Source organism: Cognatishimia sp. MH4019, assembly GCF_020177595.1.
Taxonomy (GTDB): domain Bacteria; phylum Pseudomonadota; class Alphaproteobacteria; order Rhodobacterales; family Rhodobacteraceae; genus JAHTBL01.
The window spans coordinates 75282-99907 of record NZ_JAHTBL010000011.1 but is presented as its reverse complement, the minus strand read 5'-3'; the positions used below and the strand labels follow the sequence as shown (position 1 = coordinate 99907).

28 protein-coding genes are annotated in these 24626 nt (G+C 60.3%); 19 read left to right on the top strand and 9 right to left on the bottom strand.

Annotation, left to right across the window (positions count from 1 at the left end):
* A partial coding sequence (locus tag KUW67_RS16665; protein ID WP_224826463.1) for a transposase occupies positions 1-303 on the top strand: 303 nt, incomplete at its 5' end.
* Positions 304-458: 155 nt separating this feature from the next.
* Here KUW67_RS16665 and KUW67_RS16660 read toward each other — a convergent pair.
* Genes KUW67_RS16660 through KUW67_RS16650 form a run of 3 tightly spaced genes read right to left on the bottom strand, consistent with a single transcriptional unit; the run spans position 459 to position 2271 of the window.
* Positions 459-1592: a carboxylate-amine ligase gene (locus tag KUW67_RS16660; RefSeq protein ID WP_224826462.1), complete on the bottom strand. Its 1134-nt coding sequence runs from the start codon at positions 1590-1592 to the stop codon at positions 459-461.
* Between the two features lie 41 nt (positions 1593-1633).
* Positions 1634-1867 carry a hypothetical protein gene (locus tag KUW67_RS16655; RefSeq protein WP_224826461.1) on the bottom strand — a complete coding sequence of 78 codons (234 nt, stop codon included), beginning with the start codon at positions 1865-1867 and terminating at the stop codon, positions 1634-1636.
* Positions 1868-1905: 38 nt separating this feature from the next.
* A complete protein-coding gene (locus KUW67_RS16650) occupies positions 1906-2271 on the bottom strand; it encodes a thiol-disulfide oxidoreductase DCC family protein (RefSeq protein ID WP_224826460.1) in 366 nt (121 codons plus the stop codon).
* A gap of 113 nt (positions 2272-2384) precedes the next feature.
* Here KUW67_RS16650 and KUW67_RS16645 point away from each other — a divergent pair, with 113 nt between their 5' ends.
* Positions 2385-3125 carry a M48 family metalloprotease gene (locus KUW67_RS16645; RefSeq protein WP_224826459.1) on the top strand — a complete coding sequence of 247 codons (741 nt, stop codon included), beginning with the start codon at positions 2385-2387 and terminating at the stop codon, positions 3123-3125.
* Here the strand turns inward: KUW67_RS16645 and KUW67_RS16640 are convergent, their stop codons facing one another.
* Entirely contained in the window at positions 3126-3428 is a 303-nt protein-coding gene (locus KUW67_RS16640) for a hypothetical protein (protein ID WP_224826458.1), read from the bottom strand.
* A gap of 145 nt (positions 3429-3573) precedes the next feature.
* On the opposite strand from KUW67_RS16640, the gene KUW67_RS16635 reads away from it, so the two are divergent.
* From KUW67_RS16635 to ggt, 5 genes are all read left to right on the top strand, one after another.
* Positions 3574-3828 carry a DUF6455 family protein gene (locus tag KUW67_RS16635; RefSeq protein WP_224826457.1) on the top strand — a complete coding sequence of 85 codons (255 nt, stop codon included), beginning with the start codon at positions 3574-3576 and terminating at the stop codon, positions 3826-3828.
* 77 nt (positions 3829-3905) lie between these two features.
* Positions 3906-4271: a diacylglycerol kinase gene (locus KUW67_RS16630; protein WP_370635025.1), complete on the top strand. Its 366-nt coding sequence runs from the start codon at positions 3906-3908 to the stop codon at positions 4269-4271.
* The gene (locus tag KUW67_RS16625) at positions 4258-4605 is read left to right on the top strand and encodes a YigZ family protein (protein ID WP_224826456.1); all 348 of its coding nucleotides are present in this window, start codon (positions 4258-4260) and stop codon (positions 4603-4605) included. Before KUW67_RS16630 ends, KUW67_RS16625 begins: the two co-directional genes overlap by 14 nt.
* A 71-nt stretch (positions 4606-4676) precedes the next feature.
* Positions 4677-4925 carry a DUF6455 family protein gene (locus KUW67_RS16620; RefSeq protein ID WP_224826455.1) on the top strand — a complete coding sequence of 83 codons (249 nt, stop codon included), beginning with the start codon at positions 4677-4679 and terminating at the stop codon, positions 4923-4925.
* Between the two features lie 146 nt (positions 4926-5071).
* A complete protein-coding gene (gene ggt, locus KUW67_RS16615) occupies positions 5072-6826 on the top strand; it encodes a gamma-glutamyltransferase (protein WP_224826454.1) in 1755 nt (584 codons plus the stop codon).
* Positions 6827-6829: 3 nt separating this feature from the next.
* Here ggt and rimO read toward each other — a convergent pair whose 3' ends face one another.
* The gene (gene rimO, locus KUW67_RS16610; RefSeq protein ID WP_224826466.1) at positions 6830-8209 is read right to left on the bottom strand and encodes a 30S ribosomal protein S12 methylthiotransferase RimO; all 1380 of its coding nucleotides are present in this window, start codon (positions 8207-8209) and stop codon (positions 6830-6832) included.
* 99 nt (positions 8210-8308) lie between these two features.
* Here rimO and KUW67_RS16605 point away from each other — a divergent pair, with 99 nt between their 5' ends.
* From KUW67_RS16605 to KUW67_RS16590, 4 genes are all read left to right on the top strand, one after another.
* On the top strand, positions 8309-9859 hold the full coding sequence (locus KUW67_RS16605) for a pentapeptide repeat-containing protein (protein ID WP_224826453.1): 1551 nt from the start codon (positions 8309-8311) through the stop codon (positions 9857-9859).
* A gap of 69 nt (positions 9860-9928) precedes the next feature.
* The gene (locus KUW67_RS16600; RefSeq protein ID WP_224826452.1) at positions 9929-11908 is read left to right on the top strand and encodes an AsmA family protein; all 1980 of its coding nucleotides are present in this window, start codon (positions 9929-9931) and stop codon (positions 11906-11908) included.
* Between the two features lie 211 nt (positions 11909-12119).
* Positions 12120-12911 carry a DUF2927 domain-containing protein gene (locus KUW67_RS16595; protein ID WP_224826451.1) on the top strand — a complete coding sequence of 264 codons (792 nt, stop codon included), beginning with the start codon at positions 12120-12122 and terminating at the stop codon, positions 12909-12911.
* A gap of 49 nt (positions 12912-12960) precedes the next feature.
* The gene (locus KUW67_RS16590) at positions 12961-13305 is read left to right on the top strand and encodes a thermonuclease family protein (protein ID WP_224826450.1); all 345 of its coding nucleotides are present in this window, start codon (positions 12961-12963) and stop codon (positions 13303-13305) included.
* A gap of 58 nt (positions 13306-13363) precedes the next feature.
* On the opposite strand, the gene KUW67_RS16585 is transcribed toward KUW67_RS16590, so the two are convergent.
* The gene (locus KUW67_RS16585) at positions 13364-13927 is read right to left on the bottom strand and encodes a GcrA family cell cycle regulator (protein WP_224826449.1); all 564 of its coding nucleotides are present in this window, start codon (positions 13925-13927) and stop codon (positions 13364-13366) included.
* A 127-nt stretch (positions 13928-14054) separates the two neighbouring features.
* Between KUW67_RS16585 and KUW67_RS16580 the strand changes: the two genes are divergently transcribed.
* Positions 14055-14858 carry an ABC transporter permease gene (locus KUW67_RS16580; RefSeq protein WP_224826448.1) on the top strand — a complete coding sequence of 268 codons (804 nt, stop codon included), beginning with the start codon at positions 14055-14057 and terminating at the stop codon, positions 14856-14858.
* On the opposite strand, the gene KUW67_RS16575 is transcribed toward KUW67_RS16580, so the two are convergent.
* A complete protein-coding gene (locus KUW67_RS16575) occupies positions 14855-15739 on the bottom strand; it encodes a DMT family transporter (protein WP_224826447.1) in 885 nt (294 codons plus the stop codon). The two genes, KUW67_RS16580 and KUW67_RS16575, sit on opposite strands and share 4 nt — an antisense overlap.
* A 221-nt stretch (positions 15740-15960) precedes the next feature.
* Between KUW67_RS16575 and KUW67_RS16570 the strand changes: the two genes are divergently transcribed.
* Positions 15961-17142 carry an aspartate aminotransferase family protein gene (locus tag KUW67_RS16570; RefSeq protein ID WP_224826446.1) on the top strand — a complete coding sequence of 394 codons (1182 nt, stop codon included), beginning with the start codon at positions 15961-15963 and terminating at the stop codon, positions 17140-17142.
* A 78-nt stretch (positions 17143-17220) separates the two neighbouring features.
* Complete coding sequence (argF, locus tag KUW67_RS16565; protein ID WP_224826445.1) at positions 17221-18147, top strand: ornithine carbamoyltransferase; 927 nt, start codon at positions 17221-17223, stop codon at positions 18145-18147.
* Here argF and hrpB read toward each other — a convergent pair.
* Positions 18144-20534: an ATP-dependent helicase HrpB gene (gene hrpB, locus KUW67_RS16560; protein ID WP_224826444.1), complete on the bottom strand. Its 2391-nt coding sequence runs from the start codon at positions 20532-20534 to the stop codon at positions 18144-18146. The genes argF and hrpB overlap by 4 nt on opposite strands.
* Positions 20535-20625: 91 nt before the next feature.
* Here hrpB and meaB point away from each other — a divergent pair, with 91 nt between their 5' ends.
* The 5 genes from meaB (at position 20626) to KUW67_RS16535 (ending at position 23846) form a co-directional block, all read left to right on the top strand.
* Entirely contained in the window at positions 20626-21603 is a 978-nt protein-coding gene (gene meaB / locus KUW67_RS16555; protein WP_224826443.1) for a methylmalonyl Co-A mutase-associated GTPase MeaB, read from the top strand.
* A gap of 1 nt (position 21604) precedes the next feature.
* Positions 21605-22390 (top strand): alpha/beta hydrolase, encoded by a 786-nt coding sequence (locus KUW67_RS16550; protein ID WP_224826442.1) that lies wholly within the window; start codon positions 21605-21607, stop codon positions 22388-22390.
* A gap of 151 nt (positions 22391-22541) precedes the next feature.
* Positions 22542-22841, top strand: coding sequence for a 50S ribosomal protein L28 (gene rpmB, locus KUW67_RS16545; RefSeq protein WP_224826441.1), 300 nt, complete (start codon positions 22542-22544; stop codon positions 22839-22841).
* A gap of 114 nt (positions 22842-22955) precedes the next feature.
* Positions 22956-23300 (top strand): hypothetical protein, encoded by a 345-nt coding sequence (locus KUW67_RS16540; protein ID WP_224826440.1) that lies wholly within the window; start codon positions 22956-22958, stop codon positions 23298-23300.
* Positions 23301-23342: 42 nt separating this feature from the next.
* Positions 23343-23846, top strand: coding sequence for a copper chaperone PCu(A)C (locus KUW67_RS16535; protein ID WP_224826439.1), 504 nt, complete (start codon positions 23343-23345; stop codon positions 23844-23846).
* A gap of 77 nt (positions 23847-23923) precedes the next feature.
* On the opposite strand, the gene KUW67_RS16530 is transcribed toward KUW67_RS16535, so the two are convergent.
* On the bottom strand, positions 23924-24613 hold the full coding sequence (locus KUW67_RS16530) for an NAD-dependent deacylase (protein WP_224826438.1): 690 nt from the start codon (positions 24611-24613) through the stop codon (positions 23924-23926).
* Positions 24614-24626 lie beyond the last annotated feature (13 nt).

The window sequence follows — 24626 nt, the reverse complement described above, 5'->3', positions numbered from 1 at the left end:
GCAGGATGCGAGCTGAAGGCAAAGTGCTGCCCCAACGCCGAAACGCGTTCTGTTCATCGCGACAAATATGAGATCGTCAGAGACTTTGCCCGTCGATGCACCACCTCAGACTTCAATCCCAAGGCTCTAGCGCGACGAAAAAAGGTCGAGATGCTCTTCGCCCACCTCAAACGCATCCTCGGCCTGGGACGGCTCCGATTACGAGGCCCATGCGGCGTCCAAGACGAATTTACCCTCGCCGCCACCGCCCAAAACCTCCGTAAAATGGCAAAGCTCAAGCCGATGGCACCCGCCGCAAGTTGAAGCGGCGGCTACGCTTTAGACAACTGCAGGAAATCAAACCGATACCTCAAACAGACGCCCCAATATCAGCGACTTTTTCAACAAAATCGGCTCAAACCCGACCTTAGCTGCACTGCGCTGAACCCGGAAAAAAGACTGCGCTGCCGCAGCGGGGCCTATACCCCCGCCCCGAACTCATCGACCAGCGACTGCACCACTGCTTTCAAAGCCTCATCGTTCGATGCCCCTGCCTCGCGCGTCTCGTGATAGGTCCTCATCTGGCGCTTGGCGCTGGTGCCGTCCTCTAGCATCATGGGCGCGTGTTGCACCTCAGCGAGGCAGCCCAACGCGGCGGCATGTGGCGTGACGAGTTCGACCAGCTCGTCAATCAGTTGCGCACACGGCACCACCGCCCCGGCACCAAAGTCGATCAGGCCTCCGGTCAGGCCATAGCGTTGCGCGCGCCAGCGATTTTCCTCGACCAGAAAGCGGTCATACTGACGCCAGCGCTTGTTCTCGCGGCGTAGAACGTAAAGCATCCGCATCAGGCTTTGGGTCAGGGCCGCGATTGTGATCGTCTCGTCGATCTTGGGGGACACATCGCAGATGCGCGATTCCAGCGTAGGGAAGCGGGCAGACGGGCGCAGATCCCACCAGATCTTGGTGGCATCTTCGACAATGCCGGCATCGATGATGGTGTTGATCGAACGCTCATATTCCGAAAAGCTGGAAAACTGCGGCGGCAGGCCAGTGCGCGGCAGATTGTCAAAGACGGTCAAGCGGTAAGAGTGCAGTCCGGTCTCGCGCCCCTCCCAGAACGGCGAGGACGTGGACAGCGCCAGAAGATGCGGCAGGAAATACGAAAACTGGTTGAGCAGGTCGATGCGCAGATCGGGGTCATCAATGCCCACATGCACGTGCATTCCGCAAATCAGCATCCGCCGCGCGACGCCTGCAAGATCTTTTTCCAGATCGCGATACCGTTCCTTGTCGGTATGGTCCTGATCCTGCCAATTGGCGAAAGGATGCGTTGCGGCGGCAATCGGGGCAAGCCCGTGGGCCGCACAACACTTTTGGATCGTGCGGCGCAGATGGGCCAGATCGGCGCGTGCATCGGCGATTGTGGCGCAGACGCCGGTGCCCACCTCGATCTGGCATTTCAGAAACTCCGGACTGACTTGATCGCCCAGCTCTGCCACGCATGCGTCCATCACCTCTTTCGGGGCTTCCACCAGATCGAGCGTGGTTTCATCGACGACGAGGTATTCCTCTTCGATGCCAAGGGTAAATGATGGGTCTTCGGTGCTCACAAAAACAGCTCCTCGCGATATCAAAGTCCTGCGTTGGCGCGCTACGTCTTGCGCAGGCTGTAGACGCCCTCTGGCAAATCAAGGGCTGCGGCCAGATCGCGCGCCTGGGCGAGCGACAGGGTGATGACCGACACTCTGTCCGTGCGAGGGTCATATTGCTCGACCCGGATCACGTCCTCAAAGGCCTGCACGGACACATCTTCTTGCAGCGGTCCGGCCCCCTCATCAACGAGGGTGACAACGGTCGCGTCGAAATCATGCTCAATGGAAAACATGTCAGCAGGGTGGGCGATGTGCGCTGACCATGCAAGCCCTAGCTGCGCGATTGGCGTCTGCGGTGCATCGCGTAAAGCAGCGGTGCCAGGACGTAATCGTAAAGCCGCCGGGCCAAGGGGCGCACCAAAGGGCGGCGTGTCAGCCGCGCGAGCCATGCAAAACGGGGCATGTCGGCCCACAGGACCTGAAAGGCCTCTAGCCCGTCATAGACCTTGCCGTCCTTGAGAACATGGAGCCGCTTGGCCGCGTCTTCGGGCGTCACGCCCCAACGCGCCAGATCGCTGTCTTGCAACGCCTCGAACCGCAAAGGCAACGCCGCGCCTTTCGCGTAGCGGGCATAGCTGTCGATCTCGCGCGAGCAGATGGGGCATTCGCCGTTATAAAGCACTTCTGTATCTGACATGACCCGACAGATAGGTCGCGACGGGCGCGCGCCAATCCCACAGCTGCGTGATCGCTCTGGAACGTTTTGTGTATCTTGCTAGTTTAAGAGGCAGACAACCCGGAGTGCTCCTCATGCGCCTTGCTGCGATACTTCTGTTTCCTCTGCTGATCTCCGCGTGCACGGTGACGACGACGCAAACCGCGCCGCCCTCGACACCTGCACCGCAACAGGAGGCGCCACAAAAGCGTGAAGCTCCGCAGCAGATCACACAAGCGGATGCAAGGCGACTGGCCCGGAATTTCACCAGCGTCGTGAGGCGGATCGAACCTGTGGCAGAGCGTGAATGTCGCGCGCGCACACCCCAACAGGATTGTGATTTCAAGATTGTTGTGGATGACCGACCCAATCAGCCGCCCAATGCCTATCAAACGGTCGACAATACGGGCCGTCCGATCCTGGCGATGACAGTGGCGCTTATTGCAGATGCGCGGAACACTGATGAATTGGCATTTGTTTTGGGTCATGAAGCTGCGCATCACATCGCCGAACATCTGGGTCGTCAGCGCCAGAATGCGACAGCCGGCGCGCTGGTTTTTGGCAGTCTTGCGCAGATCACTGGCGGTGGAAGCTCGGCGGTAGAGACGGCGACCCGGATTGGCGCAACCGTCGGTGCGCGCAGCTATTCTAAGGAGTTTGAGCTTGAGGCGGATGCGCTGGGCACTGTCATTGCCCATAAGGCCGGGTACGATCCAGTGCGCGGGGCAGAGTTCTTCAACCGCATCCCCGATCCGGGCAACCGGTTCCTTGGCACGCACCCGCCCAATGCGGACCGGATCAAAACCGTCCGCCGGGTTGCCGCGACATTGAAGTAATCAGCGGCCTGAGGAGTTCTGCGGCACGCGCTCGCGCAGCCGCAGGATCATACCACCGGTCGAGATCACGACCCAGAAGATCTGGATCAGGGCCGAGGCCAGATTGAACGCGACCAACAAGCCCAGCAGCACCATCGCGGCGGCCAGGAAATTCAGCGCGTAATAGGTAAACGCCTTGGAGGAGATCATCTCGAAGGTCAGCGCGAAATAGAGCGTTACGTAGATTGCAACGCCGATCAGCCCTGCATTGTGAAACCACCCGGCATGGGTGTCGATAAATACCTGCACTTGGAAACCGCCCATAAGTCTTTTTTGTTATGTGGAATCATGTGCTTGGAAGTAGGAGCCATGTCAAGCGTCGCATGATTTGATCGACGTCAATGCAGCGGTAACAATTTCGAGGCAGACTGCGCTCGGTGTTTTGCATGCCTATGATCGGAGATTGATAATGGCCCCCCTTGGTAACCCCCGCACGCATTTCTGGCTGACCCTTGGAATGGCCAAGGCCACGGGCGTGGATTTGAATTCGGCTTTCTACGAGGCGAAGATCACGCGGTCAGATTATAGCGGGTTGATCAACCGATGCCGCGGGTGCACCCAAGCCGACACATGTGGCGCGATATTGGGGGGCTGCATGGGGCGGCTGGAAAACGCGCCCGAGTTTTGCCTGAACCGCACAACATTTGAGGCACTTGCTGCCTGATCCGGCACGAAAAATCTGGTCTTTGATGGCGTCTTTGCCCTAGTTTGCGGGTCAGACAATCAAAGGCAACGCACATTATGCTGCAAGAGCAATGGACCCGGTTTCGCAACCGCTGCGTCTGGTCATGGGAAGGTTGGGTTCATGCGTGGCAGCACGAGCCGTCGTTGCGCCAATGGATCGTGGCCAACCTGATCTCTGGCGCTTTGGCACTGTGGTTGCCGCTAGAGCCAGCGGAACGCGCCCTGATTCTGGGCGGCGGCGTACTGGTTCTGGCGGTTGAGATGCTGAATTCGGCGATTGAACGCGCGGTTGATTATACATCCAAGGAAACCCACCCGCTGGCCAAACAGGCCAAGGATATGGCCAGTGCCGCCGTCGCAATCAGCGCGATTGCGGTTGGTGTGATGTGGCTTGTGCTGCTCTACGACCTTGCTGCAGCTTGAAGGCATCATCAATGATCGCGGCTCGAAATACGCGGTCTCGGGCGGTGTGGTGTGCAGTCGCGCAGATGTGGATGCCTTCCTCAAGCAACTCAAACGCAAGAAGAAATACGCCAAGGCGACCCATAACACATGGGCGGTTTTGCTGCCGGATGCTCCGCTCAAGGCCGATGATGGCGAGGCGGGTGCAGGCATGGTGATCTTGCGCATGCTCGAACGCGAGGGCCTGGAAAACCACATCATCGTCGTGACGCGCTGGTATGGCGGCACGAAGCTGGGTGGCGACCGGTTTCGCCACGTGCAGGACGCCGTGCGGGCCTATCTGGCGGAAGTTTGACGTGGATCAAGGGCAGTTCGCCCCGCCCATGAGACCTTTCTTGCGGAGACAACGCGAGATTGGGACCTGTTATGCAAACGTCGACCTTGAAACGACACGCGGATCTGATGGACCGCATGGCCACGACACTTGGCCTTGATCTGGAAGAAAAAGCGCTGCGGGGCGAGTTGCCCTTCGACGAGATTTCCGAGGCTGTTCTGCGCTGCACCGGCTGCACGGGTGCGGGCGACTGCGATCACTGGCTTGAGGCCCATCAAGACGGGGCAGAGCAAACACCAGGCTATTGCCGCAACAGCGATCTGTTCAAAACGCTGCGCTAAGCACCTCAGAAAATAAGATAATTTTCTGTCCAAGGCTTTTAGATAAAAGTCTTCTGCGCGGAGCGTTGCTGATGGTGCTTTCGCTCTCAACCTAGTTCGGCCTATCCTTTTGGTATCACGCCGCTGCCACATGAAGGAGTGCTGCCATGCTTCGCTTTTCCCTGATCACATCTCTCAGCGTCGCATTGGCGCTGCCGCTCGTTGCACAAGAGGCCGCTGATGCGGTCGCCCCTGAAGCCGCCACGGCCCTTGAGGCGAAAGCCGCAGGTGCGCCTGTTACGTCCGACAATTGGATGGTGGCCGCAGCCAATCCATTGGCCGTGCAAGCGGGCGCCCGCGTGTTGCGCGAGGGCGGATCAGCCGCCGATGCGATGGTTGCCGTGCAAGCCGTTCTGGGTCTGGTCGAGCCGCAAAGCTCTGGCTTGGGCGGGGGGGCGTTTCTGGTCTGGTATGACGCGGAAACCGGTGAACTCACCACGCTTGATGGTCGTGAAACAGCGCCTATGGCCGCCACGCCCACGCTCTTTCAGGACGAGAACGGCGAGCCTTTGAAGTTCTTTGATGCCGTCGTCGGCGGCCTGTCCGTCGGCACCCCCGGCACGCCTGCCTTGATGGAAGCGGCCCACGAGCGCTGGGGCACATCTGACTGGGCGGGTCTTTTTGACGAGGCCATTGCGCTTGCCTCGGACGGTTTCGCCGTCTCTCCGCGTTTGGCCGGGCTGGTGGCCCGCGATGCAGAGCGGTTGGGCCGTTTCCCCGCCACAGCCGCCTATTTCTTGCCCGAGGGTGTGCCCATTGCCGAAGGCGCAACCTTGGTCAACGCGCCTTATGCAGAGACCTTGCGCGCCTTGGCCTCCAACGGCGCGGGCGTTTTTTATGAAGGGGCCATCGCAGAGGGCATTGTCGAGGCGGTGCAAAGCGCTGAAGGCAATCCCGGCGTTCTGGCGCTGAATGATCTTAGCAACTACACGGTTAAAGAACGCGCGCCGGTCTGCGTAACCTATCGCGCCCATGACGTGTGTGGCATGGGCCCGCCCTCATCCGGCGCGCTGACGGTGGGTCAGATTCTCGGGATGCTCGAGGGTTATGACCTTGCAGAGCTTGGTGCAGAGAACCCTGAAAGCTGGCGTTTGATTGGGGATGCCTCGCGCCTCGCCTTCGCAGATCGGGGCCGTTACATGGCCGACAGTGATTTCGTGCCGATGCCCACCGAAGGGCTGGTCGACCCCGATTACCTTGCCAATCGCGGCGCGCTTCTGAGCGGCGATGACGCTTTGCCAGAGGTCAGCCCAGGCTCCCCCGCGTTTGATCACGCGCTTCTCTTTGCCGATGACATTTCGCTCGAACTGCCCTCCACCAGCCACATCTCCATCGTGGACGCGCAGGGCAACGCGCTGTCGATGACGACGACCATTGAAAACGGCTTCGGCTCGCGTCTGATGGCTCCCGGTGGGTTCCTGCTGAACAACGAGCTGACGGATTTCTCGTTCCGCACCCATACCGATGGCGTGCCGATTGCCAACCGCGTTGAGCCGGGCAAGCGCCCGCGCTCCTCCATGTCGCCCACCATCGTGATGCAGGACGGCGCGCCGGTGATGGTCGTGGGCTCGCCGGGGGGCAGCCGGATCATTGGCTACGTTGCCAAAACGATCATCGCGCATCTCGATTGGGGGATGGACGTGCAGGCCGCCGTGTCGATGCCCCATCTGGTCAACCGCTTTGGCACTTATGATGTCGAGGAAGGCACCTCTGCCGAGGCATTGGCCGAACCGTTGACTGCCTTGGGCTATGAAGTGAACGCGCGGGCGCTGACCTCTGGCTTGCACGCGATTGCGATTGGCGCGGATGGTCTGGAAGGGGGCGCTGACCCGCGCCGTGAAGGCATCGCGATTGGCGAATAGGCGCTAGACCAGCTTTCCCCACAGGTCATATTCGCTGGCCTCATCGACCTCGACGGTGACGATATCGCCGGGGGAGAGGTGTTCAAATCCCTCGTCAATAAACAGGTTGCCGTCGATCTCCGGCGCGTCAGCTTTCGTGCGACAGGTGGCTGCGTCCTCTTCCACCAGATCGACGATGACTTCTTGGCGTGTGCCGACTTTCGCGGCGAGCTTTGCTTCCGAAATGGCTTGCGATTTCTCCATGAAGCGGTCCCAGCGCTCTTGCTTGACCTCGGGCGCGACGTGATCCGGCAGCGCGTTCGACCGCGCCCCATCCACGTTTTCGTATTGAAAACAGCCCACGCGATCCAATTGCGCTTCGTCCAGCCAATCGAGCAGGGTCTGGAACTCGGCCTCCGTCTCGCCCGGATAGCCGACAATGAAGGTCGAGCGCAGCGTGATCTCGGGACACACCTCGCGCCATGCTGCAATCTCGTCCAGCGTCTTCGCCCCCGCCGCGGGCCGCGCCATCCGGCGCAGCACATCTGGGTGCGCGTGCTGGAACGGGATGTCCAGATAAGGCAACACCAGCCCCTCCGCCATCAACGGGATCAGGTCGCGCACATGCGGGTAGGGGTAGACGTAATGCAGCCGCACCCACGCACCCAATAACCCAAGATCGCGTGCCAGATCGGTGATATGCGCCCGCGCGGTGCCGTCTTTCCACGGGGTTTCGTCATACTTGCGATCCAAGCCGTAAGCCGAGGTATCCTGCGAGATCACCAGCAGTTCGCGCACGCCCGCATCCACCAGCTTTTCCGCCTCGCGCAGCACCGCGTTGGCGGGGCGCGAGGCCAGCTTGCCGCGCATATCGGGGATGATGCAGAACTTGCACTTGTGATTACAGCCCTCGGCTATCTTCAGATAACTGTAGTGCCGCGGGGTCAGGGACACGCCACTGGCTGGTAGCAGGTCAATGAAGGGATCGGGCGCAGGGGGCACAGCATCGTGCACCGCATCCAGCACCTGCTCATACTGATGCGGTCCGGTGACAGCGAGGACCGATGGATGGTGCCCTTCGATATATTCCGGCTCCGCGCCCAAACAGCCAGTGACGATCACGCGACCGTTCTCGGCCAGCGCTTCACCAATCGCCTCAAGGCTTTCCGCCTTGGCGCTGTCCAGAAATCCGCAGGTGTTCACGATCACAGCGTCCGCGCCGGAATAATCAGGCGAAATCCCATACCCCTCCGCGCGCAGCCGCGTGAGGATGCGTTCGCTGTCCACCAGCGCCTTGGGGCAACCCAGGCTGACCATCCCAATGGTCGGCTGCCCCTCGCGCTGCGTCTCGGTGATGCGCGCGCGGGCAAGGTCAGGGCGAAGATCAGGCGGGTTCTGGGTCATGCGGGCCATATAGCGGGGTGCGGCAGGGATGGGTAGGGGGTTGAGTGCAGTGGGGTGCACGGTAGGGTTGTGGTGGGCTATTTGAAAAGTGATTGAGCAATGAGCGACCTAAAACCCGCGAACGAGAACCCCTGGTACGTGCTGATGACGCTTTATGGGGAGCAGAAGGGGGAGGTGGACCTTGAACTCCATAAGAAAAACCAAGCTGCTTGGAATGCTTGGGCGGGTCAGACTCTGTCGGATGAAGAGGCAAAGAGATTTGCTGAAAGTTCGAACATTGTCGATGGGCAACTGTCCTCTTGGGCTAAAAGAGGATCGGAGATTGAAAAACTATATGAACGAGTTTGGAAAGAAAGAAATCCTGATCTTGCCTATCCAGGCATGCCAAGTACTGATGACCCGATCGATTTTTATAAATTTCACTTCACAAACCCAGTCCTTTTTCAAAGGTTTATCTTTCCGCAGCCACTATGGCTGAACAGTGTTCTTTTCGAATGTAGTGTTTCCTTCTTCTACTCATCGTGGCGAGTGAACTTCCAAGCCTCCTACGCAACCTTCATGGATAACGTGAACTTTTCAAGGGTGTTCTGTAGTAAGTCTTTTTTCCTTGCTGGTAACTTTTTGCAAGGTGCAAATTTTAATCGATCGCGCTTTTGCTACCCAGCTGATTTTAGGCTGTCGGATTTTCACGGAAACGTAGGATTCTCTGTCGCTTCTTTTCAGAGGGTTGCTCGTTTTAAAGATGTCGTATTTCGAAAGTGGGCGGATTTCAGGGGGGCGCGATTTGAGGATCAGGTGGACTTCGGAGGTTCAAGATTCCTTGATGAATGTGATTTCCGCGAAACGCGTTTTGATCGTCATGCTAACTTTTCGCTTACGTTTTTTGAGTCTGTCGCGGATTTTGGGGCAGCCCGATTTAGTGGGATTTGCCATTTCGTCGAGGCGCGGTTCGGTAGTTTGCAGACATTACAAAGAGGTGGCCCCGTATTCACTGATTGCCAGTTCGGCAAACCCACATCATTCCGCAATGCTCGATTCTCCAACCATACGCCAAATTTCGAAGGCGCTGTTTTGCATGACAAAACGACCTTTACGGCCGAAGATAAGGACGGAGACGGCCCCTTCTGGCCCGTGATCCGCTCCGGCCTTCCCATCGAACCACGCTTCTGGACGCCCCGCTCATCGCAATTCCCGAAAGACGCGCGGGACAGCTATGCCGTGATCCGACACGCGGTCGCCAAACAAGGCCTGCCCGAAGACGAACACTTCTTCTACCGGCGGGAGATGTTCTATGCGGGCCGCTATGGGCCTTGGTTCACGCAGGCGCTCTATCGAAGTTTCGGGCTGATCTCTGCCTACGGACACTCGGTGGAGCGGCCTTTGGCTGCTCTCGCCGCATTGCTCGCCGTGTTCTGCTATTACTTCGATGGCAAGCTGCCGGACCCTTGCCCCTCTGCCCTCGGGCTTTCCACAGCGAACACGCTGCCGTTTTTCGGGTCGAGCTTCTTGCGTACCTATTACCGCGACTGCGGGGCGACATTGGGGGATACGGGTAACCTCATCATCGCTTCCGGCCTCCAAACCGCGCTGTCCTTCATCCTCCTCTTTTTCCTCGGCCTTGGCCTCCGCCAACGGTTCCGGTTGCGCTAAAACTACCCGTGACCTTGGCTTGTGCGGATACCACGCTCCGCTTACCTTCAAAGAAAAGAGGATGAGCATATGCGTTGGATTTTCCGCCTGATCGGGTTTGTTGTGGTTTTGGCTGTGGTGGCTGTTACCTCGATCCTGCTATTGCCGTCCGAGCGGATTGCCCGGATCGCGGCGGATCAGATCACGCAATATACTGGGCGGGATGTGCAGATCACCGGGGATGTCAGTGCCACTTTCTGGCCGACTTTGGGCGTCACAACGGGTGCTGTCGAGATTGGCAATGCCGAGTGGTCGGATAATGGGCCGATGCTGCGGGCCGAGAGCCTTGAGATTGGCGTGGACGCCGCAGCCCTCTGGAATCGCGATATAAAAATCCGCACATTGCGCGCGGTCTCCCCCGAAGTCCTGCTGGAAGTCGCCGCCGATGGGCGCAACAACTGGACATTCAGGAGCAGCACCGAGGGGAGCACTGGGACCAGTTCGGGCGCATTGCCGACATTGACGCTGGATCGCGCGGAGGTCGAGAACGGATCGTTCCGCTATCTGGATGCGCAGGCAGGGTCCGACACGCGGTTTGACGATTTTGATCTGGCACTGGAATGGCCTGTCGCGAATGGCCCCGTCACTCTCGATCTGGCAGCAGAGCCTTTTGGCAGCCGCATCACCGTAGATGCCGAGATCGCTAATGTAGCTGCGGTGATCGCGTCGCAAACAACGCCTGTCACCGCGCAGATTGCAGCGCCGGGCGGTGCGCTGTCGTTCAATGGCGCGGTTGGCACGACGCCCGAGGCCGCCGGGCGTATTGATGCAGATCTGAGTGATACGGGCCGGTTTCTGGCAGCGATGGGGGTCAGCGGCGTCGACGTGCCGAAAGGCTTCGGGCAGGCTTTGAACATTGACGGGTTGGTCAGCTTCAAGGGCAACCAGGTCAGCCTGCGAGAGGGCGTGATCGTGGCCGATGGCACACGGCTGGATGGTTCTGCCGATGTGGTGCTGGCCGCCACGCCGCAGATCACCGCAAATTTCGCGGCAGGCGATCTTGATCTGGCGTTTCTGGCCGAAGGCGGCAGCAGTGGCGGAGGCTCTGGCTGGTCGAAAGACCGCATTGATGCCAGCGGCTTGGCAGCGTTCAACGGCTCTATCGGGATGACGGCGCAGAGCCTTGATCTGGGCACATTGCGCTTTGGCAGCACGCGGCTGAAAGTCACTAATGATCGATCCCGCGCGGTGGTGCGCTTTGACGAATTGCGCGGCTATGACGGCAATATCACAGGCCAGTTCGTGGCCAATAACCGCAATGGCCTGTCCGTGGGCGGCGATCTGAGCGCAACGGGTGTGCAGGTGCAATCCTTGCTGGCGGACATGGCCGATCTCGACCGAATGTCTGGCCTTGCAAATATGCAGCTGGCGTTTCTGGGCGTTGGTCAATCCGTTGATGCGATCATGAAAAGCCTGTCAGGCGATGGGTCGATCACGATGGCAGGCGGACAGATCAGCGGAATTGATCTGGACAAGCTGATCCGCTCGGGCGCGACGGGGCCGGGAACCACGGTCTTTGACGATTTTAGGGCCAGCTACAGGATAAATGATGGTGTTTTGCGCAATAACGATCTTGTGATGACCCTGCCCAATGTCGAGACGCGGGGCGAGGGCAAGGTCGATCTGGGGGATCGCGAAATCGACTATCTGGTGACGCCCATCGCGCTGCAGGCGCGCGATGATCAAGGCCTTGCGATCCCGTTCCGGATCAAAGGGCCGTGGTCCTCTCCTCAGTTCTTGCCGGATATGGGCGCGGCGATTGATCTGAACCTTGAGGCGGAAAAAAAGAAGCTGGAAGAACAGCTTGAACTTGAAAGAGCCAAGCTGGAAGAACGCGCTCGCGAGGAGGCCGAGAAAGCCCGTATCCGCGCAGAAGAGCAGCTACGCCGCGAGGCTGAAAAAGCGCTCGGCGTCGAAACGCAAGAGGGCGAAAGCATCGAGGATGCCTTGCGCAAAAAGCTGGAAGAAGAGGCAGGCAATGCCCTGCGCAACTTGCTGGGCGGTAATTAAGTGACATGACGTTTGATTTGCAAACCGGCGGGTGCTCTCGTTATCGTAAGGCCTGTGCCTGCTGCAATTTGGGGAATCTGTAGTGCCGAAATATACCGCGTCGTTGTGCAAACGCTTTTGTATCGCGTCTGTGATTGCTTCTCTTGCGGCTGTTACCGCCACGCCGTCTTTGGCGGACTCCAATCGGATGATGTTCCGAATGGAGAAAGGCATGTCGCTGGGCCAATACTACACCCGCGTGCAGGACAGTTTGATCAATGCAGGCCTGCTCCGTCAGGACCGGACCTTGAAAGGCACCCCATCGACCCCACACCGTCTGGCCCGTGACTTTGCCGAGATTGCGCTGCGTTCCGAATATGGCGGGTCGCTGGGCGCGTCGGGATCGGGCAGCCGCAAGCCGGTGATGCGTTGGGAAGTTCCGGTGCGCATGAATGTCGTGTTCGGGGCCTCCGTGCCGACTGAGCAGCGTTTGAAGGACAATCGCGCCATCGGAGCCTATATGAAAAGGCTGTCGAAAATCACCGGGCATCCGGTCACGCAGACCAACAAAGGGTCGAATTTTCATGTGCTTGTCGTGAATGACGCCGAGCGGAAATCGCTGGCGACAACGTTGCGCAAGATGGTGCCGAACCTTGGCAATGCGTCGATCCGCGCGGTCGAGCGGATGAAGCCCAATCACTTCTGCATGGTAATTGCGTCGCCCTACCCGGATCGCAGAAACGGCTATCAGTCGGTCGTGGCCATCGTGCGGGCTGAACATCCCGACATGATGCGCACCGCCTGCATTCAAGAGGAACTGGCCCAAGGCATGGGCCTGCCCAATGACTGCAATTATGCGCGCCCCTCAATCTTCAATGACGATCAAGAGTTTGGCCTGCTGACCCAGCATGACGAGCGTTTGCTGCAAATGCTCTACCATCCGGCGCTGACCTCGGGCATGCCGCGCAAGCAGGCTGAACCGCTGCTCAAGCGGATTGCGGCGCAGGTTGTGGCGCGGGGCTAGGTCCCGGCGACCAGACCGGGTTACGGCCCTTGGGCTCAGCTTCGTTGCCTTGGCAATTGTCTGGGCGCTTCTGACGCTCGGTGCGCCGCCTGAAGATATCTCTATAATTGAAGGCCGGGTGACCCATGTCAGGGACGGCGACACAATTGAAATCGGTGTTGTCGTTATCCGTTTGGCCGCGCTGGATTGTGCAGAGCTGGGTACGCAAGAAGGGGCGCGGGCAAAAGGTGCCATGCGTGCCTTGGTGGCTGGTCAGACCCTGCGCTGCACGGATCTTGGACCGGATCGGTATGGGCGCAGGTTAGGGCAGTGCCAGCGCGGCACCGATCCCATGACAGTATCAGAACACATGGTCGAGGGTAGGTATTGCACCTATTACGGCGTCTCGTTCTGAGCAGCAGAAAACTCTCATGAAGAGTTTTGACAAAAGTTTTCTGAAAACTTTTACCCGCTCAACGGCGGCGGTCGCGGCGTGAGGACATCGGCTGGAACGCCACGCCCACATGCGCCTCGCAATAGGGCTTACCCGCTTTGACCGGAAGGCCGCAGAACCAGAAATCCTCGGTCGCGGGATCGCCCACGGGCCATTTGCAGGTCCGCTCCGTCAGTTCCATCAGTGACAGCTTCTTGGCTTTCTTCTCGACCTCGTTGACCTTGGCCAAGGCCTCGGGGCTGATCTCGTTGGCAGAGGGCTGCGGGGGCAGGGGTTGGCCTGCCGGAATGATCTGCTTGCGCGCGGGGATCGCAGATTTCTGCTCAATCGCGGGTTCGGTTTTCAAATCAGGCTTCGGCGCGGGTTTCGGAGCCGCCGCTGCCTTGGGTTTGGGCGCAGCTTTTTCCTTGGCCGCAGGCTTTGAGCCACCGCCGCCCGCCCGGTTCGACAGGCCCAGACGGTGCACTTTGCCGATCACGGCATTGCGGGTCACACCGCCCAACTCCTTGGCGATCTGGCTGGCCGACTGGCCCTCGCCCCACATCTTTTTCAGAACTTCTACGCGCTCGTCAGTCCAGGACATGCGAATTCCTTTATCAGAAAAGCGGCCCCTCGTTTCTCGCAGGGCCGCCTTGGAAAAATCTCTTACCTGCTATTTTAGCCACTGCGTGCATCGGTTACAAGCGCGAGGCGTGAAGCGAGGGGGCGCAATGTCAGAGAAACTGGAAATGGGCACACGGCGGTTCGGTCGCTGGAACTGGCTCGGCACGAAAACCCTGGCCGAGCGCGAGATCCGCCGCTTTCTGAACGTCTGGGCCCAGACGCTGGCCGCACCCTTGGTCACCGCCGGTCTGTTCTTGCTGATCTTTGCGCTCGCCGTTGGTCCCCAGCGCGGAGACGTGATGGGCGTGCCATTCGTCACCTTCGTCGCGCCGGGTCTGTTGATGATGACCGTGATACAAAATGCCTTTGCCAACACCTCGAGCTCTATCGTGAGCGCCAAGGTGCAGGGGAATATTGTCGACACGCTGATGCCGCCGCTCTCCCCGCTGGAACTGGTGATGGGTTATGTCACAGGCGGGATCGCACGCGGTCTTTTCGTGGCCGTATCAATTGCGCTCGGCATGCTGCTCTTTCTGGGTATCTCGGTTGCGCACCCGATCTGGCTTTTGGTCTTTGCGATCGTCGGCTCTGCCGTCATGGCCGGTCTCGGCATCATCGCCGCTGTCTTTGCGCGCAAGTTCGATCAGATGGCCGCGATCACCAATTTCATCATTACGCCGCTGGCGTTCCTGTCGGGCACGTTCTATTCGCTTGAGACGATCCCGCCCGTGCTGGCGACGCTTATCCATTGGAACCCGATGTTCTACATGATCGACGGGGCACGTTACGGGGTGCTGGGCGTGTCAGACAGCGATCCGCGCCTCGGTCTGGTGATCTGTCTTGTGACCGCCGCTTTCGTGCTGTCGGTCTGTTGGCGCTGGTTCAAATCCGGCTACCGGATCAAAAGCTAGGCCTCTTTCAGCCGCGCCTCGCGCCAGGCCAGCAAGCCCGCGCCGCACAGGATCGTGGCCATGCCGAGCAGGGCAATCGCGTCCGGCACCACCCGGAAGAACGCAAAATCGTAGAGCCCTGCCACGACCAGCGTGGCATAGCTGAACGGCACGACAAAGCTCGCCTCCGCCCGTTTCATTGCGTTCACAAAGCAGGTCTGTGCCGCGGCCATCATCGTACCGAGCGCTGCCAGCAGCCCCCATTGCGCCGCCGTCGGTGTTTGCCAGACGGCCAGCACAACGATGGTCGAGATCACAACCCCGATGCAATTGTTCACCAGCAAGATCTGAAAAGGGCTTTCGACCCCGCTGAGCCGCTTGATGAAGATCACCTCCAGCCCCAGGATCACCGCAGCGCCCAAGGCCAGCAAGGCGGCAGGCTCAAAGTCGCCGGGCAGGGGGCGCAGCAGCAAAAGCATGCCCGTGAAGGCAATCGCCGCTGCCGACCAACGCACGCGGCCCACTTTCTCGCCCAGCAGGAAAATCGCGAAAATCATCGCAAAGACCGGGTTGAGAAAGCTGATCGCGGTGGCGGCCGCCAACGGGATGAACGCGACCGAGGCAAACATCAGCGTTACACCGCCCGCCCCGCAGGTCGTCCGCATAAGATGCAGTCGCCAGTGGATTTTGCCGAATTTTGGCCGAAGCACCAGCGCGGCCGATCCCAATGCCAAAAGCGCAAAGATGAACCGACCATGGGTGATCTGCAAAGGGTGCAATGGCGCGCCGAAATCCGCGCCGCCCAGCATCTTGGCGATCAGCGTCGTGGCGGCGATGAACACGGCCGCCAACAGCATCAGTGCAATCGCCAAGGGCCGGTTCTGGGGGATCACGTGGTCCATGACCCGCGCATACGCCCGAAATAAACCCTTGGCAAACGCCCATCACGCCCGCTATGACGCGCTCATGATCAAACGCACAGATATCGTGACCCGACGCCGACGCTAACGCGCCGCCCGTCTTTCGTTTGATCCCCGCGCACCCTGCGCATCCCCTCAAAATCGTTGACTTGGCCTTGCCCCTGCGGCACCAACAGGCCTTCTTATTGATAAGGACTTCTCAGATGATCCCGTCCGTTCTGCCGACCTACAACCGCGCCCCTTTGTCATTCGTCAAAGGCGAAGGCTCCTGGCTGTTTGAGGCGGACGGGCGACGTTTTCTGGATCTGGGGGCAGGCATTGCGGTGAACGCGCTGGGCCACGCCCATCCCGCGCTGGTTGACGCGATCAACACGCAGGCCAGCCAGCTTTGGCATGTCTCCAACCTCTATCAGATCCCTCAGCAGCAAGAGCTGGCGGACACGCTGGTCGACAGCACCTTTGCCGACACGGCGTTCTTTACCAATTCGGGCACGGAAAGCTGCGAGTTGGCCGTCAAGATGGCCCGCAAATACTGGCATGACAAAGGCCAACCCGAGCGGACCGAAATCGTGACGTTCGAAGGCTCTTTCCACGGTCGGTCTTCCGCAGGCATCGCCGCCGCCGGGTCCGAGAAGATGACCAATGGTTTCGGCCCGCTTCTGCCCGGTTTCACCCATCTGGCCTTTGGCGATCATGATGCCGTGCGCGCGGCGATCACGGATAAAACCGCCGCTGTCCTCATTGAGCCGATCCAGGGCGAAGGCGGCATCCGCCCGGTGCCCGATCAATGCCTCAAGGGCTTGCGTGATCTGTGCGACGAGACCGGTACGCTTTTGATTTTTGACGAGGTGCAATGCGGCGTGGGCCGGACTGGCAAGCTCTTTGCCCATGAATGGGCCGGGATCACGCCGGATATCATGATGGTCGCCAAGGGCATCGGCGGTGGCTTCCCCTTGGGCGCGGTGCTGGCCACCGAAGACGCAGCCAGCGGCATGACAGCAGGCACCCATGGCTCGACCTATGGCGGCAACCCGCTGGGATGTGCTGTGGGCAACGCGGTCCTCAAGATCGTCAAGGATCCTGCCTTTCTGGACGATGTGAACCGCAAGGCGGGTTTGCTGCGTCAAAAGCTCGAGGGGCTGATTGCTGCGCATCCAGATGTCTTTGACAGCGTGCGCGGCCAGGGCCTGATGCTGGGCCTCAAATGCAAGGCAACAAATGTGGATGTCGTGCAAGCGGGCTATGCCGAGGGTCTCCTCACCGTGCCGGCCGCCGATAACGTCATCCGCCTGTTGCCCGCGCTGACCATCACCGAGGACGAGATTGCCGAGGCGACACACCGTCTGGACAAAGCCGCAACCTCCCTTTCCCAAAAAGCCGCCTGAGTTTCATCTTTGCGAAAATATTCCGGGGGTCCGGGGGCAGCGCCCCCGGCCTTCGTCCTTCAAAGCGACGTTCAAAAAATGACCCACTTCCTCGACATCCACAAAACCGACCCCGCCGACTTGCGACATATGATTGATCACGCAGGGGCTATGAAGACCGCGCGTCAGGGGCGTCCCAAAGGCGCGCCCGATGATGAGCAGCCGCTCGCAGGCCACATGGTTGCGCTGATCTTTGAAAAGCCCTCCACCCGCACCCGTGTGTCCTTTGATGTCGGCGTGCGCCAGATGGGCGGGCAAACGATGGTGCTGTCTGGCTCCGACATGCAGCTTGGCCATGGTGAAAACATCGCTGACACCGCGCGGGTGCTCTCGCGCTATGTCGATCTGATCATGATCCGCACCTTTGACGAAGACGTCCTTCTGGAGCTTGCCGAATACGCGTCCGTGCCCGTCATCAACGGCCTGACCGACCGCACCCACCCGTGCCAGATCATGGCCGATATCCTTACGTTTGAAGAACATCGCGGCCCGATCAAGGGCAAGAAGGTTGTCTGGACGGGCGACGGCAACAATGTCTGCGCCAGCTTTCTGCATGCCGCCGGTCAATTCGGGTTCGACCTGACCTTCACAGGCCCCTCGCAACTGGACCCCGAGGAGGTCTTCATGAACGAGGCTCGCGCGAAAGGCTCGAAGATCATCATCGAACGGGACGCGTTCAAGGCCGTTGAAGGCGCGGATCTTGTGGTCGCCGACACGTGGGTCTCCATGCATGACGCGCAATCGGCCAAGGAACGTCGCCACAACATGCTGCGCCCCTATCAGGTCAATGAAGAGCTGATGAGCCACGCCAAACCGGACGCCCTTTTCATGCACTGCCTGCCTGCGCATCGCGAGGAAGAGGCGACGAGTGCTGTGATGGACGGTCCTAATTCGGTGATCTTTGACGAGGCTGAAAACCGTCTGCATGCGCAAAAGGCCGTCATGCGCTGGTGCTTGGGCGTCTAACGCCGCCGCTTGGCCCGCAGTGTCGGATCGGCTTGCGTCGGGTCCTCGGGCCAAGGATGTTTCGGGTATCGCCCGCGCATATCCTTGCGCACATCGGCGTAGCTTGAGGCCCAGAAGCCCGGAACATCCATGGTCGTCTGCAAGGGTCGCCCCGCTGGCGACAACAGCGTGACCCTGAGCGGTTGCCGCCCGACCATCGGGTGCGCGGTCACGCCAAACATCTCTTGCAGGCGCAGGGAAATCTCTGGTGCTTCGCCGCTGTAATCAATCGGCACGTTGCGCCCCAGCGGTGTCTCAAACGCCGCGGGAGCCGCCTGATCCAGCCGCTGCATCTGCCCCCAATCCAGCATCGCCCGCAGCGCAGGAAGGATATCGAACCCCCGCCACTGCGCGTCCGTTTTCACGCCAGAGAGGTGCGGCAGAAGCCAGTCCTCCAACGTTTCCATCAAAGCGTCATCCGACAGGTCTGGCACATCCTCCAACAAGGCCACCCGCGCTTGAAACCGCCGTGCCGCATCGGTCCAGACCAATCCCAGATCGCGCACGCCCTCTAGCATCGCCTGGGCAACATCCTCTTCCGGCGCGTCTTTCCAAAGCTGATCACTCAACGCGATGGCTCCCAGCTTTTCCTGCACCCGCGAGACAACGCGACGCTCGCGTTTCGACCAGTGGCAGAGCTTCTCAACCGTCAGGCGAGACGCAAAGAGGGCGCGCACCGCGCTTTCCGAAATGGCGACAGCTTGCCTGATCCGCGCCTCTCGCGCATCGCCGTCCAGATCGGTCGCCACGATCAGCCGTTGCCCAGCCAGTGGATCGGCACCCTCGAAAAACGCGCCTTTGCCGCCCGACAGCAGATAGCGCGGGGCTTCGCCCCTGCGGCGCAACCCGATGCGGTCCGGGTAAGCCAGTGCCGCCATTTCGGCCACGTCCAGCCCCGCGCTGTCAGGGGCCATCCGCGCCAGCCGTTTCGCCTCTGCGCGCACCCGCTCGATCACGCCACGATTGGCGTCGGCGGGCGGGGAGGCCACCGCTTTCACCCGCGCCATGAGATCCGAGGATCGCGACCTGAGCGGATCACGTTCCGCTAAAAGAGCCGCCAAGACAGCCGCCTCCTTGCCCGCAACCGTCAGCATATGGCCCAAGCGCGGATGCAGCGGGAGGGCTGCCAACGCGCGGCCATGTTCGGTGATCCGGTTCGCCGCGTCCAGCGCGCCCAGCATCCGAAGCAAGTCTTGCGCTTCTTCAAAGGCCCGCGCGGGCGGTGCGGTCAGAAACGCCAGATCGCCGGGTGCTGCGCCCCAAAGCGCCAGTTCCAAGACAAGCCCCGTCAGGTCTGCCGCCTCAATCTCGGCAGGGGGGAAGGCCAGCAAGCCGCCATCTTCGCCCTTGGTCCACAGCTTGTAGCACACCCCGTCCGCCACGCGCCCTGCACGCCCTGCGCGTTGCACGGCTTCGGCTTTCGTCACGCGTTCTGTCACCAGCCGCGACATGCCCGAGTTTGGATCAAATCGCGCTCGCCTCGCGCGGCCTGCGTCCACGACCACGCGGATGTCTGGAATGGTCAGCGAGGTCTCCGCAATCGACGTGGCCAGCACCACTTTGCGCCGTTCTGACGGCCCAATCGCCGCGCGTTGCGCTTTGAAATCCATCGCCCCGAATAACGGTCGTACATCGCAGCCCGGCAGCTTTAGCGCCCCTTCAACCCGCCGAATCTCGCCTTCCCCAGGCAGAAACACCAAGACCCCCCCTTCGGTCTCGGCTACCGCCTGCTCGATAAGCGCCGCGACGGCTGCCTCGAAACGAACACTCTTGCCCACAGGCCGTTCCAGCCAGCGCATCTCAACCGGAAAGCTGCGCCCTTCGGATGTCACGACCGGCGCGTCCATCATCTCCGCGACGGGTTCTGCGTCCAGTGTGGCGGACATGACCAGAACGATCAAATCCTCGCGCAGCGCGCCGCGAACCTCCCAAACCAATGCGAGTCCGAGATCGGCGTTCAAAGAGCGTTCGTGAAATTCGTCAAAGATTACTGCGTCGATGCCGTCCAGCGACGGATCGCTCTGGATCATCCGGGTTAGGATGCCCTCAGTGACAACCTCGATCCGTGTCGATTTGGACACCTTCGCCTCGCCGCGCATCCGGTAGCCCACCGTTTCGCCAACACGCTCGCCCAGAGTTTGCGCCATGCGTTCCGCAGCGGCCCGCGCGGCCAAGCGGCGTGGCTCCAGCATCAGAATACGGCCATCGCATAGCTCTGCGTCCAGCAACGCCAGCGGGACCCGCGTCGTCTTGCCCGCGCCCGGTGGGGCTTGCAGCACAGCGCAGCGCGACCGCTGCAAAACGGCGATCAGATCGGGCAGGGCGTCTTCGATGGGCAGCGCGGTCATGGGGCTGTTTATGGGCACAAACCCTGCGCCAGACCATGCGTTTTTTGCCTAAGCGCTGGACGGCGCAGCCTGTGCGGTGCAGAAAACACCCATGGAAACCAAGACCCTCGCAGATGGCGTCCTTGCCGCCGACCGCCGCGCGCTGGCCCGCGCAATCACGTTGATCGAAAGCGGACGTGCGGACCACCGGACGCAGGCTGATGCCTTGGTGGCGGAGGTCAGCAAAGCGGGCAAGCAAGCCCTGCGGATCGGTCTGTCCGGAACGCCCGGCGTTGGTAAATCCACGTTCATCGAAGCGTTCGGCATGATGCTGACCGCAGCAGGGCTGCGCGTTGCGGTCCTCGCGGTCGATCCAAGCTCTGCGCGCTCTGGCGGCTCAATCCTGGGCGACAAAACCCGGATGGAGCGCCTGTCGCGTGATCCCAACGCTTTCATTCGTCCGTCTCCAAGCCAGACGCATCTGGGCGGCGTCGCGCGGCGCACCCGCGAAGCGGTCAGCCTATGCGAGGCTGCCGGATTTGACGTGGTGCTGATTGAAACGGTCGGTGTTGGTCAGTCCGAGACGGTTGTGGCGCAGATGTCGGATCTGTTCGTGCTGCTGCTGGCCCCCGCAGGCGGGGATGAGCTTCAAGGCGTCAAGCGCGGCATCATGGAGATGGCCGATCTGATCCTGATCAACAAGGCCGATGGCGATCTGAAACCCGCCGCGACCCGCACCTGCGCTGATTATACCGGTGCTTTGCGTTTGCTCAGAAAGCGTCCGCAAGACCCCGAGGATTTCCCCAAGGCGATGATGGTCTCTGCCTTGCACGAAGACGGGCTGGCAACGGTCTGGGACGAGATGCAGACCCTTGCCAATTGGCGCCGCGAAACCGGCCATTGGGACGCCGCGCGCGCTGGCCAAGCGGTCTATTGGTTTGAAGAAGCAGTGCGCAACGGGTTGCTTGCGCAACTCACCGAGAATGCAGAGCTTGCGGGAAGCATGGCCACGCTGCGCGAGAAAGTCGCCACCGGGCACACCACCGTCGGCACCGCCGTGCGCGATATTCTGAGCAAACTAAACCTCTGACATGGCCGAATTGGTTTTTGCGGATGATCGCTTGCGGGCCACACTTCACGCGCTGGACGCGCGCAGACTGGTCGTCACCTTCGACAATCGCAAACTGGGCAAAGCCGATTTCGAACCCCGCGACCCGGCGCGCAACTTCCTGAACGCGGGCTTTGCGCAATTGCATATTGAGACGAAGGCGAATGACTGGTTCATCAACGCCTCGACACCCGCTTTGGAAGTGGCCTTAGCCAAGTTGAGAGGACGCTTTCATCAGGTTAAAGCGATTGGCTTTTCGATGGGCGGCTACGGCGCGCTGCGCCTCTCGGGCGCGTTGGGCATTGATGAAGTCGCCTTGATCTCGGCCCAGATCAGCATCGACCGGGCTGTGGTTCCGTTTGAGACCCGTTATAAGCGCGAAGCGAAACGGTTTAGCGCCGAAACCGGTGCATTAGACAGTGCCAACCCAAACCTAGGTGGAGTGATCTGCTACGATCCGTTCCACAGGCTTGATAGCGCCCATGCGGCGCTGATCGCCGCGGCGTTCCCCAAGATCAAACGCGTTCCGATGGCTTTGGGGCAGCACCCGGCGACGAATATTCTGCGTGAGCAACGCGCGATTGGCAAAGTCCAAAAACAGGTGGTTCAAGGCTTTGATGCCGTCGCATTGAAGGCGGATCACCGCGCCGCCTGCCGGATTACCGCGCTCTATTGGGAACGGCTTGCGGAAAAAGCTGCCCCGCGTCATCCTGATTGGGCGCGCCAAGCACAGCAACGCGCCAAGCAAATACACGCGGAAAACCCGTAAAGCAGACAGATGAATCGCTTGACGGGCGCTGGAAATGGTTTTAGGTCAACCGGACTGAATTCGGGGCCTTGCCAACGCAGGGCTCATTTTGTTTGAGAGTGCCGCGGATGCAAGGGGTATCCGAGAGGCCCAAAGAGATCGAGGAAGTGCTATGTCGCGCCGTTGTGAACTGACCGGAAAAGGCCCGATGACTGGCAACAATGTCAGCCACGCCAAGAACCGCACCCGTCGCCGGTTCCTGCCCAACCTGAACGACACCACGCTTCAGTCCGAAGTTCTGGGCCGCGCGTTCAAACTGCGCATCTCGGCTGCTGCGCTGCGTACGGTCGATCACCGCGGTGGTCTGGATCGCTTCATGGCGAAAGCCAAGGATGAAGAGCTGTCCCCGAACGCGCTGAAGATCAAGAAAGAGATTGCGAAGGCGAAAGCAGCTGGCGAAACTGCCCTCTGATTTTTCGACTTTTTCTACAATAGAGAGGCTCCGTCTAAACAGACGGGGCCTTTTGCTTTTGGCGTGTCGTTTTGGCGCTTGGATTACGTCAAAGACGCGCCTAAATATCGCATCATGAGGACGTTCCCCCGCCTTTTGATCCCACTCATGGTTGCGCTGATGGTGCTGACCTCGGCCAGCTTGGCTGTGGCGCGCGCCGCACCCGATGCGGCAGGTCAGATGGTGCTCTGCACCGGTTCTGGGCCGGTCGTGATGCATTTCGATGAAAACGGTGATCCGGTTGGTGCGCCGCATTACTGCCCGGACTGTGCCATGACACTGTTGGCCGCCGTGTCAGGCCACGCGCCGGTTGTTGAGGACCTCTGCGCGGTCCAGTCGATCCGCTTCGATGCTGCAGACACGTTGGCCCGCAAAGCACAACCGCGCAAAGCTCAAGCGCGCGATCCCCCTTTGGTTTGAAATCTACCTAACACGTTGAAATTTCAAACTAAGGAGACGGATATGTCTTTGAAAACCACTCTTCTGGCGGCCATTGCCGCAACCGCGTTCGCCCTGCCTGCTGCTGCAGATATGGCCAAGATCATGGTGGATGATCCCTATGCCCGCTCCGCCACGTCGATGGCTAAATCCGGCGCGGCCTTCATGGGGATCATGAACCATTCGGACGAAGATGACCGCCTGATTTCGGCAACCTCGGACGTGGCGCAGCGCGTCGAATTGCACACCCATCTTGAGGATGCAAACGGCGTCATGCGCATGGTCGAAGTCGAGGAAGGCTTCGAGATCGCAGCAGGCGAGACGATCATGCTCAAGCGCGGCGGCAAGCACGTCATGTTCATGGGGCTTAACGAGCCGTTTGAGCAGGGCGAGATGATCGACGTCACGCTGACCTTCGAGAAGGCCGGTGATGTGCAAGTTCAGATCCCCGTCGATCTGGAGCGTCAGCCGAAAGACGGCGCTCATGGCGGACACGGCGATCACAGCCACGGCAGCCACGACCACTAAGAGCGTCCTTCTTCGAGCGGGCTAAACCCCGCCGCTCATGCGAACGGGGGCCGGGCCTTTCAGGGTCCGGCCTTCGCTTATTTTCCCGACAGCTCTTTGACCCAGGCTGGCACGGTTTGCGTCGCGGGGCCAAAGCGCGTCTGGGCAAAATGCGACACGGTTGAGGAGGGCGCGAGGTTCAGCTCGATTGTATCCGCGCCGCTCGCATTGGCGTGCTGCACGAAGCCCGCAGCAGGGTAAACCTCCCCACTGGTGCCGATGGCTGCAAACAGATCACACTCCCCCAGATGGGCGTAAATTTCGTCCATCTGATAGGGCATTTCGCCAAACCAGACGATATCAGGCCGCGTCGCGGGACGGGCGCAATTGGGGCAGGGGTCTTCGGGCCGGGTTTCAAGCGGTGAGGGCCAACGATGCCCGCAGGCCGCGCAAAGCGATCCGGCCAAAGAGCCGTGCATATGCATCGTTTCCGCCCCGCCACGCTCATGCAGATCATCGACGTTCTGCGTGACCAGGATCACCTCGCCCGCAAAGGATTTCTGCAGCTCGGCCAAGGCGGTATGCGCCGCATTTGGCGATGCTTTTTCGCTTTCGGCGCGGCGCATATTGTAGAAGTCATGCACCAGCTTGGGGTTGGCATCAAAGCCCTCAGGCGTCGCCACATCCTCGATCCGGTGCTGCGCCCAAAGCCCGTTTTCGTCGCGAAACGTGCCAAGCCCGCTTTCGGCAGAAATGCCTGCTCCGGTGAGAATCACGATCTTGTCCATGGTTGCCCTTTCG

Bases quoted from the DNA above. Each gene is read 5' to 3' on its own strand.
- KUW67_RS16655 (WP_224826461.1), bottom strand. From the start codon at position 1,867: ATGTTTTCCATTGAGCATGATTTCGACGCGACCGTTGTCACCCTCGTT.
- KUW67_RS16650 (WP_224826460.1), bottom strand. From the start codon at position 2,271: ATGTCAGATACAGAAGTGCTTTATAACGGCGAATGCCCCATCTGCTCG.
- KUW67_RS16645 (WP_224826459.1), top strand. From the start codon at position 2,385: ATGCGCCTTGCTGCGATACTTCTGTTTCCTCTGCTGATCTCCGCGTGC.
- KUW67_RS16640 (WP_224826458.1), bottom strand. From the start codon at position 3,428: ATGGGCGGTTTCCAAGTGCAGGTATTTATCGACACCCATGCCGGGTGG.
- KUW67_RS16635 (WP_224826457.1), top strand. From the start codon at position 3,574: ATGGCCCCCCTTGGTAACCCCCGCACGCATTTCTGGCTGACCCTTGGA.
- KUW67_RS16630 (WP_370635025.1), top strand. From the start codon at position 3,906: ATGCTGCAAGAGCAATGGACCCGGTTTCGCAACCGCTGCGTCTGGTCA.
- KUW67_RS16620 (WP_224826455.1), top strand. From the start codon at position 4,677: ATGCAAACGTCGACCTTGAAACGACACGCGGATCTGATGGACCGCATG.
- ggt (WP_224826454.1), top strand. From the start codon at position 5,072: ATGCTTCGCTTTTCCCTGATCACATCTCTCAGCGTCGCATTGGCGCTG.
- rimO (WP_224826466.1), bottom strand. From the start codon at position 8,209: ATGACCCAGAACCCGCCTGATCTTCGCCCTGACCTTGCCCGCGCGCGC.
- KUW67_RS16605 (WP_224826453.1), top strand. From the start codon at position 8,309: ATGAGCGACCTAAAACCCGCGAACGAGAACCCCTGGTACGTGCTGATG.
- KUW67_RS16600 (WP_224826452.1), top strand. From the start codon at position 9,929: ATGCGTTGGATTTTCCGCCTGATCGGGTTTGTTGTGGTTTTGGCTGTG.
- KUW67_RS16595 (WP_224826451.1), top strand. From the start codon at position 12,120: ATGTCGCTGGGCCAATACTACACCCGCGTGCAGGACAGTTTGATCAAT.
- KUW67_RS16585 (WP_224826449.1), bottom strand. From the start codon at position 13,927: ATGTCCTGGACTGACGAGCGCGTAGAAGTTCTGAAAAAGATGTGGGGC.
- KUW67_RS16580 (WP_224826448.1), top strand. From the start codon at position 14,055: ATGTCAGAGAAACTGGAAATGGGCACACGGCGGTTCGGTCGCTGGAAC.
- KUW67_RS16575 (WP_224826447.1), bottom strand. From the start codon at position 15,739: ATGGACCACGTGATCCCCCAGAACCGGCCCTTGGCGATTGCACTGATG.
- KUW67_RS16570 (WP_224826446.1), top strand. From the start codon at position 15,961: ATGATCCCGTCCGTTCTGCCGACCTACAACCGCGCCCCTTTGTCATTC.
- argF (WP_224826445.1), top strand. From the start codon at position 17,221: ATGACCCACTTCCTCGACATCCACAAAACCGACCCCGCCGACTTGCGA.
- hrpB (WP_224826444.1), bottom strand. From the start codon at position 20,534: ATGACCGCGCTGCCCATCGAAGACGCCCTGCCCGATCTGATCGCCGTT.
- meaB (WP_224826443.1), top strand. From the start codon at position 20,626: ATGGAAACCAAGACCCTCGCAGATGGCGTCCTTGCCGCCGACCGCCGC.
- KUW67_RS16550 (WP_224826442.1), top strand. From the start codon at position 21,605: ATGGCCGAATTGGTTTTTGCGGATGATCGCTTGCGGGCCACACTTCAC.
- rpmB (WP_224826441.1), top strand. From the start codon at position 22,542: ATGTCGCGCCGTTGTGAACTGACCGGAAAAGGCCCGATGACTGGCAAC.
- KUW67_RS16540 (WP_224826440.1), top strand. From the start codon at position 22,956: ATGAGGACGTTCCCCCGCCTTTTGATCCCACTCATGGTTGCGCTGATG.
- KUW67_RS16535 (WP_224826439.1), top strand. From the start codon at position 23,343: ATGTCTTTGAAAACCACTCTTCTGGCGGCCATTGCCGCAACCGCGTTC.
- KUW67_RS16530 (WP_224826438.1), bottom strand. From the start codon at position 24,613: ATGGACAAGATCGTGATTCTCACCGGAGCAGGCATTTCTGCCGAAAGC.